The 18,595-nt window shown below is 45.4% G+C and carries 18 protein-coding genes; 13 read left to right on the top strand and 5 right to left on the bottom strand.

Annotation, left to right across the window (positions count from 1 at the left end):
* Positions 1–19: 19 nt before the first annotated feature.
* On the bottom strand, positions 20–454 hold the full coding sequence (gene rpiB / locus ACYVEA_RS18985; protein ID WP_093831638.1) for a ribose 5-phosphate isomerase B: 435 nt from the start codon (positions 452–454) through the stop codon (positions 20–22).
* Positions 455–585: 131 nt separating this feature from the next.
* Between rpiB and zwf the strand changes: the two genes are divergently transcribed.
* The 5 genes from zwf (at position 586) to ACYVEA_RS19010 (ending at position 5,825) form a co-directional block, all read left to right on the top strand.
* Positions 586–2,085, top strand: a complete 1,500-nt coding sequence (gene zwf / locus ACYVEA_RS18990) for a glucose-6-phosphate dehydrogenase (protein ID WP_461115006.1) — start codon at positions 586–588, stop codon at positions 2,083–2,085.
* 100 nt (positions 2,086–2,185) lie between these two features.
* On the top strand, positions 2,186–2,527 hold the full coding sequence (locus ACYVEA_RS18995) for a cupin domain-containing protein (RefSeq protein WP_461115007.1): 342 nt from the start codon (positions 2,186–2,188) through the stop codon (positions 2,525–2,527).
* Positions 2,528–2,562: 35 nt separating this feature from the next.
* Positions 2,563–3,288 (top strand): 6-phosphogluconolactonase, encoded by a 726-nt coding sequence (gene pgl / locus ACYVEA_RS19000; protein WP_461115008.1) that lies wholly within the window; start codon positions 2,563–2,565, stop codon positions 3,286–3,288.
* 281 nt (positions 3,289–3,569) lie between these two features.
* The gene (locus tag ACYVEA_RS19005; RefSeq protein WP_461115009.1) at positions 3,570–4,454 is read left to right on the top strand and encodes a glycosyltransferase family 2 protein; all 885 of its coding nucleotides are present in this window, start codon (positions 3,570–3,572) and stop codon (positions 4,452–4,454) included.
* 75 nt (positions 4,455–4,529) lie between these two features.
* Entirely contained in the window at positions 4,530–5,825 is a 1,296-nt protein-coding gene (locus tag ACYVEA_RS19010; protein ID WP_461115010.1) for a hypothetical protein, read from the top strand.
* A gap of 125 nt (positions 5,826–5,950) precedes the next feature.
* Here the strand turns inward: ACYVEA_RS19010 and ACYVEA_RS19015 are convergent, their stop codons facing one another.
* Positions 5,951–7,054, bottom strand: coding sequence for an acyltransferase family protein (locus tag ACYVEA_RS19015; RefSeq protein WP_461115011.1), 1,104 nt, complete (start codon positions 7,052–7,054; stop codon positions 5,951–5,953).
* 636 nt (positions 7,055–7,690) lie between these two features.
* On the opposite strand from ACYVEA_RS19015, the gene ACYVEA_RS19020 reads away from it, so the two are divergent.
* The 3 genes from ACYVEA_RS19020 to ACYVEA_RS19030 are packed head-to-tail and all read left to right on the top strand — an operon-like array spanning position 7,691 to position 11,123.
* Positions 7,691–8,773 carry an acyltransferase family protein gene (locus ACYVEA_RS19020; protein ID WP_461115012.1) on the top strand — a complete coding sequence of 361 codons (1,083 nt, stop codon included), beginning with the start codon at positions 7,691–7,693 and terminating at the stop codon, positions 8,771–8,773.
* Between the two features lie 26 nt (positions 8,774–8,799).
* Positions 8,800–9,969, top strand: coding sequence for a glycosyltransferase family 4 protein (locus tag ACYVEA_RS19025; RefSeq protein ID WP_461115013.1), 1,170 nt, complete (start codon positions 8,800–8,802; stop codon positions 9,967–9,969).
* Complete coding sequence (locus ACYVEA_RS19030; RefSeq protein WP_461115014.1) at positions 9,966–11,123, top strand: glycosyltransferase; 1,158 nt, start codon at positions 9,966–9,968, stop codon at positions 11,121–11,123. Before ACYVEA_RS19025 ends, ACYVEA_RS19030 begins: the two co-directional genes overlap by 4 nt.
* Before the next feature lie 5 nt (positions 11,124–11,128).
* Here ACYVEA_RS19030 and ACYVEA_RS19035 read toward each other — a convergent pair whose 3' ends face one another.
* From ACYVEA_RS19035 to ACYVEA_RS19045, 3 genes are all read right to left on the bottom strand, one after another.
* The gene (locus ACYVEA_RS19035) at positions 11,129–12,241 is read right to left on the bottom strand and encodes an acyltransferase family protein (protein ID WP_461115015.1); all 1,113 of its coding nucleotides are present in this window, start codon (positions 12,239–12,241) and stop codon (positions 11,129–11,131) included.
* 77 nt (positions 12,242–12,318) lie between these two features.
* Entirely contained in the window at positions 12,319–13,188 is an 870-nt protein-coding gene (locus ACYVEA_RS19040; RefSeq protein WP_461115016.1) for a polysaccharide deacetylase family protein, read from the bottom strand.
* Positions 13,189–13,255: 67 nt separating this feature from the next.
* Positions 13,256–14,020 carry a methionyl-tRNA formyltransferase gene (locus ACYVEA_RS19045; protein WP_461115017.1) on the bottom strand — a complete coding sequence of 255 codons (765 nt, stop codon included), beginning with the start codon at positions 14,018–14,020 and terminating at the stop codon, positions 13,256–13,258.
* A gap of 368 nt (positions 14,021–14,388) precedes the next feature.
* Here ACYVEA_RS19045 and ACYVEA_RS19050 point away from each other — a divergent pair, with 368 nt between their 5' ends.
* The 5 genes from ACYVEA_RS19050 to ACYVEA_RS19070 all read left to right on the top strand — a co-directional run bounded on the left by ACYVEA_RS19050 (position 14,389) and on the right by ACYVEA_RS19070 (position 18,520).
* Complete coding sequence (locus ACYVEA_RS19050) at positions 14,389–15,321, top strand: glycosyltransferase family 2 protein (RefSeq protein WP_461115018.1); 933 nt, start codon at positions 14,389–14,391, stop codon at positions 15,319–15,321.
* A 4-nt stretch (positions 15,322–15,325) separates the two neighbouring features.
* Complete coding sequence (locus ACYVEA_RS19055; RefSeq protein ID WP_461115099.1) at positions 15,326–15,910, top strand: WcaF family extracellular polysaccharide biosynthesis acetyltransferase; 585 nt, start codon at positions 15,326–15,328, stop codon at positions 15,908–15,910.
* Complete coding sequence (locus ACYVEA_RS19060) at positions 15,907–16,677, top strand: glycosyltransferase family 2 protein (RefSeq protein ID WP_461115019.1); 771 nt, start codon at positions 15,907–15,909, stop codon at positions 16,675–16,677. The genes ACYVEA_RS19055 and ACYVEA_RS19060 overlap by 4 nt, the downstream gene beginning before the upstream one ends.
* Positions 16,678–16,786: 109 nt before the next feature.
* Positions 16,787–17,998 (top strand): glycosyltransferase family 4 protein, encoded by a 1,212-nt coding sequence (locus ACYVEA_RS19065; protein ID WP_093831668.1) that lies wholly within the window; start codon positions 16,787–16,789, stop codon positions 17,996–17,998.
* A 237-nt stretch (positions 17,999–18,235) separates the two neighbouring features.
* A complete protein-coding gene (locus ACYVEA_RS19070) occupies positions 18,236–18,520 on the top strand; it encodes an osmoprotectant transporter permease (RefSeq protein ID WP_461115020.1) in 285 nt (94 codons plus the stop codon).
* The last annotated feature ends 75 nt before the right edge of the window (positions 18,521–18,595 follow it).

Genomic DNA, 18,595 nt, shown 5'->3' on the forward strand with positions numbered 1-18,595 from the left:
CGCCCTGTGCCCTACGCAATTAGTACGTATCCAACTCTTGAATCCGGGCCAGGTGGCGCCCCCCTTCAAAAGGCGTATCGAGCCAGATTTGAACCAGTTTAAGGGCGGTTTCTTCACTCATCATCCGTTCGCCCAGCGATATGACGTTGGCGTCGTTATGTTGCCGACACAAACGGGCCGACTCTTCATTCCAGCACAGGCCGCACCGAACACCGCGCACGCGGTTAGCCGCAATGGCTTCGCCGTTTCCTGATCCACCCAGCACAACGCCCCGCTCTACTTCGCCAGCGGCAACGGCTTCAGCAACAGGCCGGATAAAAAGCGGGTAATCTACCGATGGGGTTTCGGCATAGGTGCCTTTGTCAATGACCTCATGGCCGAGGTTGATAAGGAACTGTTTTATGGCTTCTTTATAGTGGAAACCAGCGTGGTCGGAGCCAATGGCGATTTTCATGGTATAACAAATAGGATATAAACAAGAGCCAAAAGTAGCAGAATAGCTGGCTAACATGAAACCTTAATCGTGTAAACTTGTTCGGAAAACAGACTAAGGGTAATTTGCAGCCCTGTCATGCTAAGAGACTTATGATTCCAGCAACTAATCAGCGACCACCCGCTACTATAGTATTTATATTTGGAGGCAGCGGAGATCTCAATCTTCGTAAACTTACACCCGCCCTCTATAACCTGTTCATTGACAAGTACCTACCCGAACGCTTCGCCGTCGTCGGGTTAGGTCGTAGCCCGTACACCGACGAATCATTTCGGGAGCGTCTGCTGGAAGGTGTTCAGTCGTTCTCCCGCCGTAAAAATGGACCGGAAGATGCCTGGAAATCGTTTTCGCCATCCGTTTCATATCTGCAAATGGATGCCGGTGATGCCGCAGCCTACACAACGTTGTCTGACTTCGTTGGCACTAAAAAAAGCGAATGGGGCGAGGAAATTAACGTAGTGTTTTACCTGGCTGTGGCCCCACAATTGGTACCCGGCATTGCGACTAACCTTGGCAAGCTAGAGCTTTGCGACGATACATCGCACGTCCGGATTGTGGTTGAAAAACCCTTTGGTCATGATCTGAAAACGGCGCGTGAGTTAAATGCGCTGCTGGGCGGACTTTTTGCCGAAGAACAGATTTACCGCATCGATCACTATTTGGGAAAAGAAACGGTACAGAATATTCTGGCGCTTCGGTTTGCCAACTCCCTGTTTGAGCCAATCTGGAATCGGCGATACGTTGAATATGTGCAGATTACAGCCTCTGAAACAGTAGGACTCGAAGGACGCGGAGGCTACTATGAAGGCTCCGGTGCACTGCGCGACATGATCCAGAACCACCTGCTTCAGGTGCTATGTATGGTGGCTACCGAAGCGCCTATCTCGTTCGATGCCAACGAGATACGTAACAAGAAAGTAGACGTACTGAATGCCATTCGTCGCATCAAACCCGAGCAGGTAAAGGACATCGCCGTTCGGGGACAGTATGGTCCGGGCGAAAAAGATGGCAAGACCATTCCGGGCTATCGGGAAGAAGAAGGGGTTAAACCCGACTCAAAAACCGAGACGTTTGCCGCTGTAAAACTATTCGTCGATAACTGGCGCTGGGAAGATGTCCCCTTCTACCTGCGGACGGGCAAGGGACTTCCCGAAAAGGCAACGATCATTACCATCCAGTTTAAACCCGCGCCCTTTTATGCGTTCCCTGAAGAAGCAACAAACGGCTGGGATGCCAACCGGCTCACCATTGGTATTCAGCCAGCGATGGATATCCGGTTGCGGTTCCAGGCCAAACGGCCTGGGCAAACCCTGGCTATCGATCCGGTGGATATGGTTTTCAGTTATAAAGATGCCTATGAAGGGCAGGAGCCAGAAGCCTACGAAACGTTGTTGCTAGACGTAATGACCGGCGATGCTACGCTGTTTATGCGGGCCGATCAGGTCGAAGCCGCCTGGAAAGTAGTAACACCGATCCTGGATGCCTGGGAAAGCGAAACGCCCGACTTTCCGAACTATGCGCTTGGTTCATGGGGGCCAAAAGCCGCCATGCAACTCGTTGAAAAAGACGGATTTCAGTGGATGACGAAATAAGGTATATGGTATTCGGTTTACGGCTTCTAGTGGGTTGATACGTCTAAACTAGTGTATCAGCCCACTAGAAGCCGTAAACCGAATACCAAAAATTAAAAACATGCCCAACCAACTTGCTGCTCTTTTCGTGGATGACCAGAACCTGCCGTGGGAGTCGGTGGGGGAGGGTGTGAAGCGTAAAATCATGTCTTACGACGCTAACCTGATGATGGTGAAAGTTGCTTTTGAGACAGGTGGAATTGGCACGCCCCACAGCCACATGCATACCCAGATGAGCTACGTTGCCCGTGGATCGTTCTCCATTATGATTGGCGACGAAACCCGAACGGTACAAACGGGCGATGCCTACTATATCCCCCCGAATGTATGGCACGGGGCGGTTTGCCTCGAAGCAGGTGAATTGGTGGATGTTTTCACGCCCATGCGCGAGGATTTTGTGTGATTTTTTTCGGGCTGGCGTTCCAGCACAACAAACATATGCAGCTCATCATTAAAAAGAACCCGGCTGAATTGGCTAAGGCTGCGGCTGATTTCATTGCCAAACGCATTAAGGACGTACTGAAAAAGCAGGATCGGTTCACGATTGCGCTGTCGGGTGGCAGTACGCCCAAAGCCCTGCACGAACTGTTGGCTAAGTCGCCCTATGTCGATCAGATTCCGTGGCTTCAACTGCACGTCTTCTGGGGCGATGAGCGCTACGTGCCTATTGATGATGAGCAGAGCAATGCGGGCATGGCTTACGATACGTTACTTGGCCATGTTTACACACCCGAAGACCAGATTCATGTCTGGCGTACCGATCTCGAACCCGAAGCCGCAGCTGCCGACTACGACCGGATTTTGCACGAGTATTTTGGTGAATCCGGCCCAACCTTCGATTTGGTTCTGCTTGGTATGGGTGATGATGGGCATACGCTCTCGCTTTTCCCGGGTACTGAAGTGGTTCATGAACAAACTGCCTGGACAAAGGCGTATTTTCTGACGCAGCAAAACATGTATCGCCTGACGCTGACGGCCCCGATGGCGAATCGGGCATCCTGCGTTTTGTTTTTGGTGGCTGGTCCTAAGAAAGCCCAACCGCTGAAAGAAGTACTGGAGGGCGACTACAATCCTGACAAATATCCTTCTCAGGAGATCAAACCGGTAAATGGCGAATTGGTGTGGCTCGTCGATGAAAAAGCGGCTGCTGACTTAAAAAAATAGCCTGAATCGGTTTTGTCAAACTATCAGTAGCTTGCTACCTATTGATGCCGTTAAGTAGCCTGTCCGAAAAATAAGTTCCCTCACGGTTTTATCCGTAAATAGCCCTATTTTTGTCGGCATGTCATATCAGAAAAATACAACCGCAAAGGTTGTATACCTTTCTGATATGACATGCTTGTCTATGATCTGTGCTAAAAGAGCCTGTTGCAACGTCATTGGGTTTGATGCAGGTAGACAAATACTGGACTGTTATTAATTGCTGGGTAATACAGCAAATTTTTATGCGTGAATCGCTTCACTCATTCGTATCGAAACACTACATGCCTAAGGTAGTCGATGGAACAAATGAGAAAATCTATCCAAAACTGACCATTGTAACGCCTTCTTATAATCAGGTTCAGTATTTAGAACGCACGATTTTAAGCGTACTAAACCAGAATTACCCAAACCTGGAATATTTCATCATGGATGGAGGATCTACGGATGGCAGCGTTGACCTGATAAAAAAATACGAACCGTATCTGGCTGGATGGGTGAGTGAGAAAGACCGTGGACAGACCGACGCGATCAACAAAGGGTTTCGGCGTGCAACGGGTGACTACGTAGCATTTCAGAATTCCGACGATGTATTTGCGCCTGACGCCTTTGCCAGGGTAGCCGACGCCTGGCGAAAGGCACCCAATACCGACGTTTTTTTCGGGGATATGTATATAACCGATGAGGCCGACGTTATTCTGGAAGAAATGCGGGCGCCAGATTTCTGTGTTGAGTGCCAGATTTATGAAGGAATGCAGGTTTTTAATCAGTCATTGTTTATCCGCCGTGAACGGCTGGAGCAGGTTGGCTTACTTGACGAAAGCTTACAGTTTGTTATTGACTACGAAATTGTCGCTCGTCTGGGCGTTCAACCCGGTATCAAATTTCAGCACGTCACAGGTTTCTGGGGCGGCTTTCGGGTACAGCCCAACGCAAAATCGTCTACCATAACGTCGGTAGGTCTGTCTGAACATCAATTAATTAAAGAAAAATACCGACCGATGCTGGTATCATCCTTTGGGCCATCCTTTTGGCAACGGTACTGTCGGGTACGTAAATTGATGGCGTTCGTGGTTAAAGGGGAGTTTGGGTACATCCTTCATCGGTTTCAACTGAATCGATCCAGGTAATGAACTGCAAACAGTAATTATTCATCGCTTATGGTTAAGTTCCTTCGTTTACTACAGACACTCGACTACGTGCGAATGGTAGTTGGTATCTGTATTCTTGTTGATGGGTATCCGCTTATCTTCTTTTTTAGAGATTCGTTGCAGTTAGCCCCAGGGAATACGACATTCACGGCGGTTGGATTTGCCGGCGGGTTACTATTAATGATTCCCTTTACCCTAATGCGTCGATTATACCGTCCGAATATCACGATGTTCTGGATGGCTATAGTCTTTCTGCTTTTTTGTATTTTATACATGTATATGTATCCTGTTGCGGGCTTTGCTGATTACCAGCGGGATATGACCTATTATGCATTTATTTTTATATTTCTGTTCCTGCTTATCAATATACCCAATGATATTATACGGGTTGTTATTCCGGTCATTGTGATTTTTACGCTGATTTCCAATCTGGGGCTTATCTATTCTTTAATTAAAGATCCGACCTGGGTTATTGGTCAGCGAGCAACAATCGTATTGAATAATAGTGAGGATGGCTCAGGCAATCCGCACGTATTTGCCCGCAACGCCTATATGGGTGTTATTGCCTGCGCGATCTGGCTAATGCGGCCACAAACCAACTTTTTATTTAGACTGCTGTCGTTATTTGCGGGTATTTTAAACATAGTTATTTTAGTTCTGACTCAGACACGTTCCTCCATCGTTGCGCTGGTTATTGCAATTGTATTATTTATGTACTTCAATGTACGGCCAGCTCAGATACGTATGGCTGTTCGTAGTATTTTTAAGCCCATTCCCATTTTGATTATGGCATCTGGGGTAGTGGGTATAATCATTTTCTTCAACCGATATACGGATGTTTACTCTGTGCTATACGGGTATGTAATGAGCTTTGCCGAACGAAATCTGGAAAATTTGTACGCCTTAGTGGGCCTTAAAGCAGAAGGAACCAATTTCAAAGCTACCCTGGATGATTCGGCTGCCAACCGAACTGGAAGCATAAATTTTTTGGCTAATATTTTGGTCGCCCAGATGCACAGTCTTATTCTCGGTTACGGCTATAAATTTCAATTTTTGGACGTTCCAATTATTGAAGCGCTTACTAATCAGGGAATACTCGGGTTCGCTTTATTCGGTGGTGTTAATGCAATGATAATTTATTATAGCATTAAAATTATGCGTGATAATCCAAACCAGTTGAGCGTGTTTTTAGCCTATTTCTATGCGCTTATCTTTGTTCAGATACTCACCGGCGGCCGCCCTTACGATATTGGATTTTGGTTCCCTTTATCACTAATGATTCGTTTTATGGGAATCGAACATTTATTTCCTGCTTATTTGATGGATAACCCCGTAAAAGCGAAGTATTAACCGTTGAATTTTTTGCTGTTTAACCAAAATTTTGGTAACAGAAATTTGTGATGAGCTAGCTTGAAGGCCAGCGTTTAATCCAGCTACCTGAGAAGCTGACCTGATCGTCAAGTGGAAGACATTACCTAATTGGAACGAATAAATTTGGGGATCCAATGGGTACGTATAAAGGTTTGAGCAGGCCGTTCGATCAGGTGATGACAGAGGATCGTGACCAGAAACAATGAGCCAAACGTGAACAGGTCGCGCTGAAGATTATCGCCTAGTGATAAAGGATCGATCTGTTTAAATAAGCCAATTAAGGGCATCTGCAAGATGTACAGCCCGTAGCTAATCTCTCCCAGATAAACCAGCGGTTTCCACGAAAAAAAAGTAGTCAGCATACTATTGCTTTGCAGCCCCAGTCCCACTATAAATAAAATAAAAACAGGCGCTAATAGACCTCCCTGCGCGTATACCATGAATCGGCTACCTGAAACGACTGCCAGAACCAGACCGATTGTCCCCAGCGAGAGCATAATCCAGGAGAGCTGGTTACTGACAGTTAAATTGGAACGTTGGCGAACGTAGCGCCAGAAAAGTAGCCCGCTAATGCAGCCGTTTATGAAGCTGGACAGATGAATCCAGGGTGAATAGTTAATTAAGCTATGATATTCTTCTGGTGATAAATTGGCAGGAGTTGGCTGGTTTGCAAGCAGATAAAATAGCCCGAGGCCTGCCATCCAGACAATACCTAGCATACATACTAATGTACGATTGGAAAGTGTTGTCAGCGGTGGAAAAAGAATAGGGAAAAGAGCATAAAAAAAGGCTTCGACTGCCAAAGACCAACCAGGCCCGTTGATCGTGTTGGCTAATGACGGAAACCAGGCCTGAACAAGCGTCAGGCTCGCGATCAGTTGCACAGGTGTTACGTTGACGTAGTAGAAGGTGGTTTGAACAAGTATAGTTAGTATAAGTGCGAATAGATAGAGAGGATAAATTCGTGAAAAACGGGCCAGCCAGAACTGACTTCGACTAAGCGTACCTGTCCGCTCGAATGTTGACTGATAAGTGATTGTTAAGATAAAACCGGATAAAACAAAAAAGTAAATTACAGCTACACTGCCATATTCGATAAGATACCGGCCTGGATACACTGTAAATGGATAAGACCCTCTGGCACCGTGAAAAATTAAAACAATAAATGCTGCAATAAAGCGCGTGAAGGTAAGTTGAGGTAATTGCATGATAGCTGTAAGCCTATTCAGAGGATAATCTAAGAGCCCATGATATTCGCGACAGCATTAGATTAGATATGGGTTTTTAGACGGATTATTAGACCTGGTTGACTACTTAATGGCTGGACAAATTTGCAATTTTATTGACCTACTACGGATATTGATAAAAATTTCTTCACAAATTTGCCCTTAAATATAGGAACTATGAACTGACTTTTTCGTCCAAACTCACTCTTATCTGACAACTCAGGATAAACTCATCTATTGAATTAGGCTACTGTAGGCGACTACAGATAGCCCTGAACTGACTGTTGGTTAGTTCATTACATGAGAAAAGAGTCATGACTTATCAATTTATAATCGCTGAATCCTGTTGTAGAGCCATATAAAATGCTGAGGACATCTGACCAACTTAAGTTGGCCTGACTGCCTGAGTGAGCTAGTATGGTCGAAGCCATAAAAACAAATCGCCCATCTGTTAGTCATTTGCAGACGCAATGGATAAGTAAAGAAAACGAAAGATTCTCATGTATTTTACTGCATTTACGTAAGGACCTGATTATTAAAATATAGAAGCTACAGAATTGTCTGGTTCTGCTTGATTAGTTAAGTGCCTAATTAAATTGTATTTTATTCTATTGCCTAATGTTAACTTCGACACTTCCCCAAAGAAAAGTATTTAATACCATTCAAATTCTTCGAGGGATAGCCGCCTTAATTGTTGTCCTTTTTCATCTGACTATTGGCTATGAAAAGCGTGGACAAGAAATGATTTTTGCCGGATTTTTTCGGAATGGATTTTCAGGCGTTGATTTGTTTTTTGTTATCAGTGGATTTGTAATTATGCATACATCTCATTGGTATTTTAGTACACCTGACTATTTGGGGACATACATCCGAAAGAGATTAATTCGAATATACCCAGTCTATTGGACTACGCTTTTGTTTATTGTAGGGGGCTTATTGATTGTTGAATTCATTACAAAAAAACCAACTGATTACTTGCCAGCCACCTGGTCATTGATGGTAAGTTCTTTGTTATTGTTACCTAATCATCCAAATATTAATGGAGTTACATGGAGCTTAACTTTTGAGTTGTATTACTATTTGCTATTTGGTTTGTTAATTATTTCCCGACAGTTTTGGCCAGTGATAGCTGTTGTATTGGCTATATCACTAGGAGGGATTTTCAAGCCGACTTTATTCACCGATAGAAGCTCTCCATTTTTTTATTTTTTCAGCCCTTATAACCTTGAGTTTGCTTCGGGTGTTGCTGCCTGGTGGATTATCAATAGGTTCAAAATTAGCTCACTTGTGTGCTTTTTATTGCTGGGACTAGCTAGTATCTGGCTGTTAATTCAGAACAATCCTTCCTCTGAAGAACCGGCTAAACGAGTAATTTATTATGGATTCAGCTCTTTTCTTTTAGTCTTGTCATTTACTGGCTTAGAAAATAATCACTGGTTCAAGCCTTCATTTATAAATCGTTTATTGATGAATATAGGCAATGCTTCCTATTTGATTTATATAATTCACTTTCCCCTTCTCCCTTTTTATAACAAATTGCTGGTTCCGGTAATGGGAAATATAATAGGGCAAGATATAGGGGCTCTGTTGTTCACTGTTATATTAACTTTTGCATGCATTGATTTGCATAACCGCTTTGAATCCCCTTTGGTGAAAAAATTAAACTTGTTTTTTAAGTCACTTACCCCTAACAACGGGTGATTATTGTTTTCTTTCTTACTGTATAGATGCGCATTCTGATTGTTCATAATATTCTCTGGGCGCATTACAAATCCAGTGTTTTTCAGGCCCTTCAGCAGTTGGCCGATCAGCAGAAGAACGTAACGGTGAATGTCCTGCAAATTGCCCGGAATGAACGGTCGAGGGCTTCGCTGGAGACGATTAAGAATACCTCAGCTCCGACTTATTCGTACAATTACGAATTACTTTTCGACCGTTTTCTGGACGATGTCAGCTTGCGTGAACGTACCAGGGCATTGCTTCAGCGGGCCAGTGCATTCAAGCCAGACGTGATTACACTGACCGGTTATTACGACCTTGCTCAGATTTTTTTGTTAGTCTGGGCAAAAACGAAGGGTATCCGGGTAATTCTTCAAAACGAAAGTACAGCCACCGATCACCAGCGTGGCGGCTGGAAAGAACGTATCAAACGATGGGTTTTCAGCCAATGCGATGGATTTTTCTGTTTTGGTAGTCAATCTGCTGATTATCTGATCCAATTAGGGGTTCAACCCGACAAGATTTTGCTTCGCAAAAGTGCGGTAGACAACAACGCGCTCCGGCAAGCTTATGAACGGGCGTTGCCGAACCGGACAAGGGAGCAACGGGCGCTGGCGCTACGTCCCAATAATTTTGTTTTCGTTGGCCGATTAATTGGCTATAAAAATCTGCCTCTTCTGCTAGCCGCTTTTGCTGAGGCTCTAAAGCAATCGCCCCAGGCAAGCAAATGGGGCATCATTCTGTTAGGCGATGGAGTTGAAAAGAACTCACTCATCGAACAGATTAATACGATGACGCTAACCGACTCTGTGCATATCTTGCCGGGAAGACCGTGGTTTGAGGTGCCTGACGTGCTGGCCATGAGCAACGTACTGGTTTTGCCAAGTAGCTCGGAGCCCTGGGGATTAGTGGTCAATGAAGCTATGGCCTGCGGGTTACCCGTTATCGTATCCGACCGGTGTGGATGCGCGCCCGACCTGGTACACGAGGGTAAAAATGGATTTGTCTTTCCTTACGATCAGCCAGACCAGCTTACTCAACTGATGCTACGATTTATCAATGGCGACGTCGATGTAGCCGGAATGAGCTTGTGGGCGCAAAAACTTATTGCTCCTTATGCGCCTGAAGTCGTTGCGCAGGAAATGCTGAACGGCTATAAATACATTCTCACGAAATGAAGATTTTACATATTTGCGCGTACACCTGGGCCATTGGTGGACCCGCCAAAATGATCTTTGATCATACACGCGTTCATGCCGCCGAAGGTCACCAGGTTACAATTCTTACACCCGTTTCGGCAGACGATGTGATTTACGAGACAGCCCCTGGGGTGGTTGTGGTACCTGTACCCCGCCATTGGTTTAGTCGATTTTTCCCCGAATTCTCTATTGGTTTGTGGGATTACCTGCGTGACCATGGTAACGATTTCGACCTGATTCACGTCCACGGATTATGGCATTTTGGCAGTGTAGCGCCTTACTTACTAAAATTGAAGCCGTCCAAATTGCTGACGACCCACGGGTTGCTGGACCGCTGGACAATCCGGCACAGTTACTGGAAAAAACAACTTATATCCTGGGCCGGCCAACGAAAATGGACCGCTAATACGCCGGTTATTCACGTGAATAATCAGTCGGAAGTTGATGACGTTCGGCGTTATTTAGGCCATCCACATCCGCACGTAGCGATTATTCCGAATGGCCTTCGTCCATCTGAATTTAGCCAACTGCCCCCGCGCGGACAGTTCCGACAGGAGTTTGGCATCCGGCCAGATCAAAAAATTATCCTCTTCCTGAGCCGGTTAAATCTGAAAAAAGGACTGGACGTATTGCTTCCTGCTTTCCGGCGGATCAGCGCCGAGCGCCCCGACGTTCAACTTGTATTAGCGGGTCCAGATGGCGGTTATTTATCGACCATTCAGCAGTTTATCCAGCAACATCATCTGGAAGATCGGGTACTATTACCGGGCATGTTGATTAAGGAACAAAAACTGGCCGTTTTTGCTGATGCCGATATTTTTACCCTACCGACCTATTCGGAGAGCTTTGCCATTGCGGCTTTAGAAGCTCTGGCGACAGGAACCCCCTCCTTGCTAACGGAGCACGTTGGTTTTGGGGATTATCTTCGTTCCTATCAGGCCGCTCATCTGTGTGAACCTACTGAGCAGTCGGTCTATGATGGCCTGAATTACTTACTCGATAATCCAGCTAAAGCCGCCCAGTTGGCTCGTAATGCGCAGCGAATGATTGCAAATGAATGCGATATTGATGTGTTGGCCAGACGACTTTTAAAAGAATACGAACGGGCGATTGGCCTAAAACGCGTTGCGTAAGAAAATTAATTAGTAAGCTGCTTCGAGGACGATTCTGGCTGAACTGTCGCGACAGGAGCAGGACTTAACCACTTACGCAGTAAACGTCTGCCAGGTATTTCTATTTTCTCAAAGCATATAGCGGCAACCAGGAACAGCAAACCAACATAGACGATTCCATACAAGCTTGGACTAAGATGAACGTAGCGTTGGTTAAGATAAAATGCCGCCATACCAACCGGCACTTGCAACAGATAGATTCCATAGCTGATTTCCCCCAGATAAATCAGTTTGGGACGGCTCAGCCATCGGGCCAGTGCTCCTTGCTGAACGGTTAAAAACAAAATAAATACGACGAACAAAGGGGCAAAAAGACCATTGTGGTAATAGTACATTGTGGACGAATCAGTACCAATTAAATAGGCAAAGAGTAGTATAATGCCAACCAGCAAAGCTGTAACAGTTAGTTGGTTACGTAGCAGAATGTGCCAATGTCGCAATGTTAAAATCCCGGTAGCGACCCCGACAACAAATGTACCCAGATGCAAGACTGGAAAGTATAGCCTGAAGATTTCGAGTGACGTGTTGTCTACTAAGAATTTGTAAATGAGTTGATCCGCCAGCCAGATTGAAACGCCAACTATAACGATCTGCCGGGATCTACAGGTCACTAGCCACTGATACAGGAACGGAAAAATCAGATAAAAAAAAGCTTCTACGGATAAGGACCAGCCTGGATAATTTAAAGTTGGTACCCAGGATTGCACCCAGGCCTGTAAAAGCGTCATTTCAGTCGCTACCATCCCTAAATAGGATGCATCACTGTAGCTACCTTTTTGCGTCAGTAGCATGAGTAGCCAGGTTGCCAGCAGGGCAACCACATACAATGGATAAATACGGGCAAATCGATTAATCCAAAACTGTCTTTTGGATATACTCTTTGGAAGAATCGTTCCGGAGGCATTGGCCATAACCAGAATAAAGCCTGACAGGAGGAAAAAGTAACTTACAGCTACCTGAGCTTTGTCTAGTAGCGGACCCAGCAGTGGCAGGCTACGTAGTGTTCGCGAGGGGATGTGGAACAGAACAATAAGTAGCGCGGCCAGAAACCGGGTAAATGTAAGTTGCGGTAGTTTCATAGACGGCTAGCTATATAGTACAGCTAAAATCCAGATAGAAATAATTAGGTAAAGTATTAACGATACATGTCTATAAATCAGCTATTTGTAGCGATCGTTTTTGTAGTACGATGGCTCACTTTTGTCCAGTCGACCTGTTGTTCAGCTTCTGCCAGATCGACAAATGGAAAGTCAGTTAGCAATCGTTTCAATTTAGGCCAGCAGTTCCGGAGACCGTAGTAGGATTTGAATTGCCTCGTTCGACTCAGACCTGGGATCATAGGCTGGTCGGCATCGAAATCGCGCGGATGAAAATACGTCATCACGTAGTTGGACCGGCGCATCAAAACGCGAATGGCGCCATAGGGCAACAGTCGGAAATAGCCGCCACCCGAGAAAATCAAGTCCTGGCCCAGCACTGGAGCCGTGTTGATGGGAAATTCTTTCAGTAACGTACCGTTAACGTTCAGGTAGCCCGGCTCGAACATACCCAACGATGTGTCGCCCCCGTGCGCCCGTCTGGCCGAAAATACGGAACAGTCGATTTCAATGCCTTGCTCAACCAGAATGGGAAATACCCAATGGTTGAACTCCTTGATCGAAAAACCGGGTGCCCGGTAGGACCGAACTTTTTTGCCCGTCAGATCCTGCAAATGTTTGATAGATCGCTCCAGATCATCCTGAAATTGGGCGGGCGTTTGCTCATAAGCGAGTTGGTGCGCATAAGAGTGAGTACCGATTTCATACCCGGCGGCATCAATTCGCCGGATAATATCCGGGTGCTTATCGGCTACCCAGCCGAGACAAAAAAAAGTAGCCCGCGTATTGGTTTCGTCTAAAATCTGGAAAATACGGTCCATATTTCTGTGAATGCGGGTTTCGTAGCGACTCCAATCGGATTCGGTACGGGTCGATGCATTATCCAGAATGTGAAACCATTCCTCAATATCAAATGTCAGGATGTTCATAAAGAGTCGATAGAAGAAAGCCAGCAGTCATTAGCGTACGGAATTGACGGTTGGCTTTCGACTAAAATTAATAAAACCGCTTACCAGCCGCTAGAAATTCTTTCACGTCGGTGCGGGTAGGAAACGTGAAATAAGTCATTTGGCTTGCGTCGTTCTCAATGAGTTTATAGTTGCCCGTGTGGATTTTGTCAATTGATTCCAGAATGGCATCCATGCCCATTTTCTTCGTCACGTCAATCAACTCGGCCTGGCTCATATTTCCAATAGCCAGTTTATTCTGTACCAGAATTGGACCACTATCGATGCCTTCGTCTACGAAAAACACGGATACGCCGGTATGCGTCTCGCCATTTTTTAACACCCAGAAGGAAGGCATAAGGCCCCGGTATTTGGGTAGCAGTGCCGTGTGGAGGTTAATGCAGCCATACGTAGCAGCGTCCAGAAGTTTCTGTTTGAAAATCTGATTACCAGCAATGGAGACGAATAAATCGGGTTTATAAGCCCGGAGCTTTTCCAGATTTTCTTCCTTATTAATCCCTCCTTCAATATGAATCAGAGGAATGTTGCGGTCGGCCAGTACTTTCCTGACATTGTTTCGGCTGTCTAATTTCGAGGCTACGAATTTAAACCCGTAGCGTACAAAAAAAGGAAGGCCAAAGATGTCGTATGTTTTCTTCATCTTTTCTCCGAAACTCTCCCGTTTGCCGAAAGGTGATACGTCGAATACCACGGTGGCAACAACTTCGGCGTAAGATGGTAGCTTTTTCAGAAGATAATCAATATTACGGGCGAGATAAAACGGGTCATCCTGCGTAAGAATCACAAGGCGCATAGAAAATGGATAGTGTTATGATCACAAAATTACTTATTCTGATGTAAAGCAGGCGACTATATTATCAACCGACGACTTTTCACACATAGGCCATCAAATGATAGTTGCCCGCGTAGCCGTATTTACATCAGGTGGATAAAATTGCAGATGCTGGCCCAATTAATCAAGCCTTACCTAATTAAGGGACCTAAAATAGTACAAAAACAATACGCATACTGCACGAACTCTTGTCTAGGACTTTGTCCCGTATAAAAAAAGTTATAATATTGTGTGATTTATCGAACGGCTGATCTCATGCGAAAGGAGTCTTTTTCGCTTGGAAAAGGAATAAAATAAGCTGTTTAGTATGAAAATAGTTAGATAGAAGTATGACCGACGTATCAGTCATTATTCTGACATACAACGAGGAAAAACACATTACTCGATGTTTACAGAGTTTACTGCCATTTACGGACAAAATATTTATTGTCGATTCCTTCTCTACAGATCGAACGGTTGAGATTGCCCGCTCGATGGGAGCCGTGGTTGTTCAAAACGCTTGGGTCAACTACGCTACGCAATTTAATTTTGGCATTGAGCACATTCCTTTTGACACAGGCTGGCTGATGCGCATGGATGCCGATGAGTACGTAATGCCTGAGTTGGCCAATGAAATAAATCAGCGGCTGACGGGCTTACCTGCCGACATAGGTGGCGTATACGTAAAGCGTCGGGTATTTTTCCTGAATCGGTGGATGAAGCATGGCGGCTTTTATCCGATCTGGCTGCTTCGTTTATGGCGCCGGGGGGATGGCTTTTGCGAGCAGGTGTGGCACGACGAACACATTAAACTGACAAAGGGGCAACCAATTCAATTCGATCACGATATTGTCGATCATAACCTGAATAACCTGACCTGGTGGACGCAGAAACACAATCATTATACGATTCTGGAAATGATCAATCTGCTCAATTACCGTTATAAGTTTGATGAGGCTGAGAAAGTACAACCCCGCCTTTTCGGGACGCAGGATCAGCGGATGCGTTATCTGAAGGAAAAATACGCATCACTACCCTTGTTCACGCGACCGATTATCTATTTTGTGTACCGGTATTTTATCCGGATGGGTTTTCTCGATGGGCGTGCCGGGTTTGTGTGGTGTTTTTTGCAGGCCCTTTGGTATCGCTTCCTGGTCGATGCCAAGCTCATGGAAGTCGACCTTCGCGTTGGTCAGGACAAAGAAGCAATCATGGACTATTTCCAAACCGAATATGGCAAAGACCTTAGAGCAATCCGACCCCAGCAGGTTAGTCAGGCCTGAAGCGATGGCATCTCCGCAGACGTCCGGTAATCAGCCTAATGGTCGAACTGACCTGGCACGTTTTAATAATAGTTGGTACAATCCCGGACCGCGCTGGAAGATCCTGCTGTGGTTCCTGACTAATTCGGTTATTTTAAATAATTACTTTCCCATTCCAATGACCATCAAAAGAGCTGTCTTAACGCTCTTTGGGGCTAAACTAGGGAAAGGTGTAATCATAAAACCAGCCGTAAATATCAAATACCCCTGGTTACTTCAACTAGGCGATCACGTCTGGATTGGTGAAAAAGTCTGGATTGATAATCTCAGCCAGGTAGTCATCGGTAGCCATGTCTGTTTATCACAGGGTGCCATGCTACTGACAGGTAACCATGATTATCGCCTGTCAACATTTGACTTGACAACTCAGCCAATTGCGTTGGCCGATGGTGTCTGGATCGGTGCCAGGGCGGTGGTCTGCGCGGGCGTTCGTTGCGAATCGCATGCTGTTCTGGCAGTCAATTCGGTGGCGACGCGTTCGTTGGACGCCTATGGTATCTATCAGGGTAATCCGGCCGTTTGGGTCCGAAAAAGAGAAATTAAGGCGTGAAAGTATCTATCATAACGGTTGTCTATAACGGGGCCGAATTTGTTCGTAACTGCATCGAGTCGATTATTAATCAGACCTATCCCGATATTGAATACATTATCGTGGATGGAAAATCGACCGATGGCACCGTAGACATTGTACAATCGTATGGCCGTAAAGTTTCCAGGTTTATATCAGAACCCGACAAAGGCTTATACGATGCCATGAACAAAGGCATTCGATTGGCAACTGGCGACGTAATTGGGTTGCTTAACGCGGATGATTTTTATCGACATAATCGCGTCATTGAAAACATGGTCGCTACGTTCGAGCGAACGGGTGCCGACGCGGTTTACGGGGATATGCTGTACGTTGACCGGGACGACACAAAAAAACTAAAACGCTACTGGCGTTCAGGTTGGTACAGCGAAAATGCGTTTCTTTGGGGCTGGATGCCGGGACACCTGTCATTCTTTGCAAAGCGGTCGCTTTATGAGCAGTACGGCTTGTTTCGCCTTGACATGAAAAGCGCAGCCGATTATGAACTGATGCTACGTTTCATCCACAAAAACAAGGTTAAACTGGCCTATATGGACGAAGTAACCATTGTGATGCGGGCGGGCGGAATTAGCAACAGTAGTGTTGCTAATCGCCTGCGAGCCAATCGGGAGGATCGATTGGCCTGGCAACTAAACGGCCTGAAACCTTATTTTTTCACGTTTTGGCTGAAACCCTTGCGTAAACTCAAGCAATATGTTAGCAAGCCACCCGCAAGGCCAGATGTATAATTAGCAAGCCGTTAAATCAAATTAAGTTTGCCGAGTTAAATAAACAATTGATTTTTACATATCCACACAGATATTTGGTGCCCGATATTCGTATCTAAAAGCCCTTCTCATGAACATTGACTTATTTATAGCTTATATACAACATAAATGGAATGACGACTTGTTTACGCTCGGGCTCTATCAATGTATTCTTTCCTTGTTAGTTGCCTGTTTCGTTTCTGTCGTAGCGATTCCTGTAGTTATTAAGATTTCCGAATTAAAATCGCTGATGGAAAAACCTGGCGAACGTAGGTCACACTCTACGCCAACGCCAACGTTCGGGGGTATTGCCATCTTCGCAGCAATTCTGATTGCTTATTTTTTATGGCCAAGCATTGATCAGACGGACATCTACCGGACTAACCTGTCGGTTGCGGGTATGACCATCCTGTTCTTCATCGGGATCAAAGATGATCTGGTTGGTATTGACCCTACCAAAAAGATTCTGTTTCAGGTACTTGCGGCCATGATCCTGATTTTCTTCGGCGATTTACGCGTCGATTACCTGTATGGTATTATGGGGTTTCACCACATTGAAACGGCTGTCAGTATTTTATTGACCTGTTTTATTTTCATTGCCCTGACGAACGCTATTAATTTAATTGACGGTATTGATGGACTGGCGGGGGGCATTGCTACGATTGCCAGTGGTACGTTCGGGGGATGGTTTCTGCTGACCAACCACTTTACCATGGCCTGTCTGGCGTTCACCTTAACCGGGGCGCTCATCGGTTTTCTTCGGTTCAATTTTTCCAAAACCAGCAAAATTTTCATGGGCAACACGGGTTCCCTGATTATTGGCTTTATGCTGGCTTTTTTCGCCATACGGTTCGTTAGCCTCAATGCTTCCTATCGGTATGAACCAACGGCTTTTTTCAACGCCCCCATCATTGCCATTGTCATTCTGATCGTTCCTATTTTTGATACGTTGCGGGTATTTCTGGTCCGGATTCTGGCTGGAAGGTCGCCTTTCTCGGCTGATCGAAACCACATGCACCATATCTTGCTCGATAATGGCTTATCGCACGCAAGGGCAACCGCTGTGCTGTGTGGCGCTTCGCTGCTGAATACGATCATGTTCTTTTTATTACATCGAAACATATCCAATACGTTATCCCTGGTGATTCTGGGCTGTTTGTTTGGTTTGTATATGTTCCTGAGTTTTGCACTTAAAATGCGAATCATCTATGTTTCGACCCACCCACGTCTCCGAAAAGCCGTGATGCGTCGGGAATTCCAGCAAAACATTGCCAGACGCCGACGAATCGTTGACTATTTATAAGCGACTGTTTCATCAGCAAAAAAGCCCGTTAGCGAATCTAACGGGCTTTTTTGCATGTATAGAATCTCCAGGTATTTCTTTAAAGCTACTCCTGGTTAACTCAGCACTACCCAGTGTTAATCAGGAGTAGGTCAGCTTTTACAGCCTATCTACATTTGCATCAGGGTACATCGTCAAGAACGAAAGTTGTACGCTTTATACACAGCCGTTCAAGTCAGTTTAAACTAAACCCTACTTATGTATTTCTTTTGGATCTTGTGGGGTATTGATGCCATTATTGGCCTTGTTGTTCTTTATTTCTTTTTCGAAGGATTGTCTGACGGCACCGTTTCTTCGTTCAACGGTGGATTATGGTTTATGATGCTGGCGGGCTTATCAGCTGTGCTGCTGGGAAGTATTTATTTACAATCACATCAGAATTTTATGTGGGCGAAAATTTTGGCGGGCTTAGTAGCCATACCAGGTTTGTTATTTGGACTGTTCTTTCTGATCCTAATTCTGTCTGGCGCACGGTGGAATTGATGATTTAGGGTATGGAACCAACTACGCTAAAATGCAAAAAGCGGAAGACAGCCCTCCGCTTTTTGCATTTTATGA

The sequence above is a fragment of the Spirosoma jeollabukense genome (assembly GCF_054777855.1).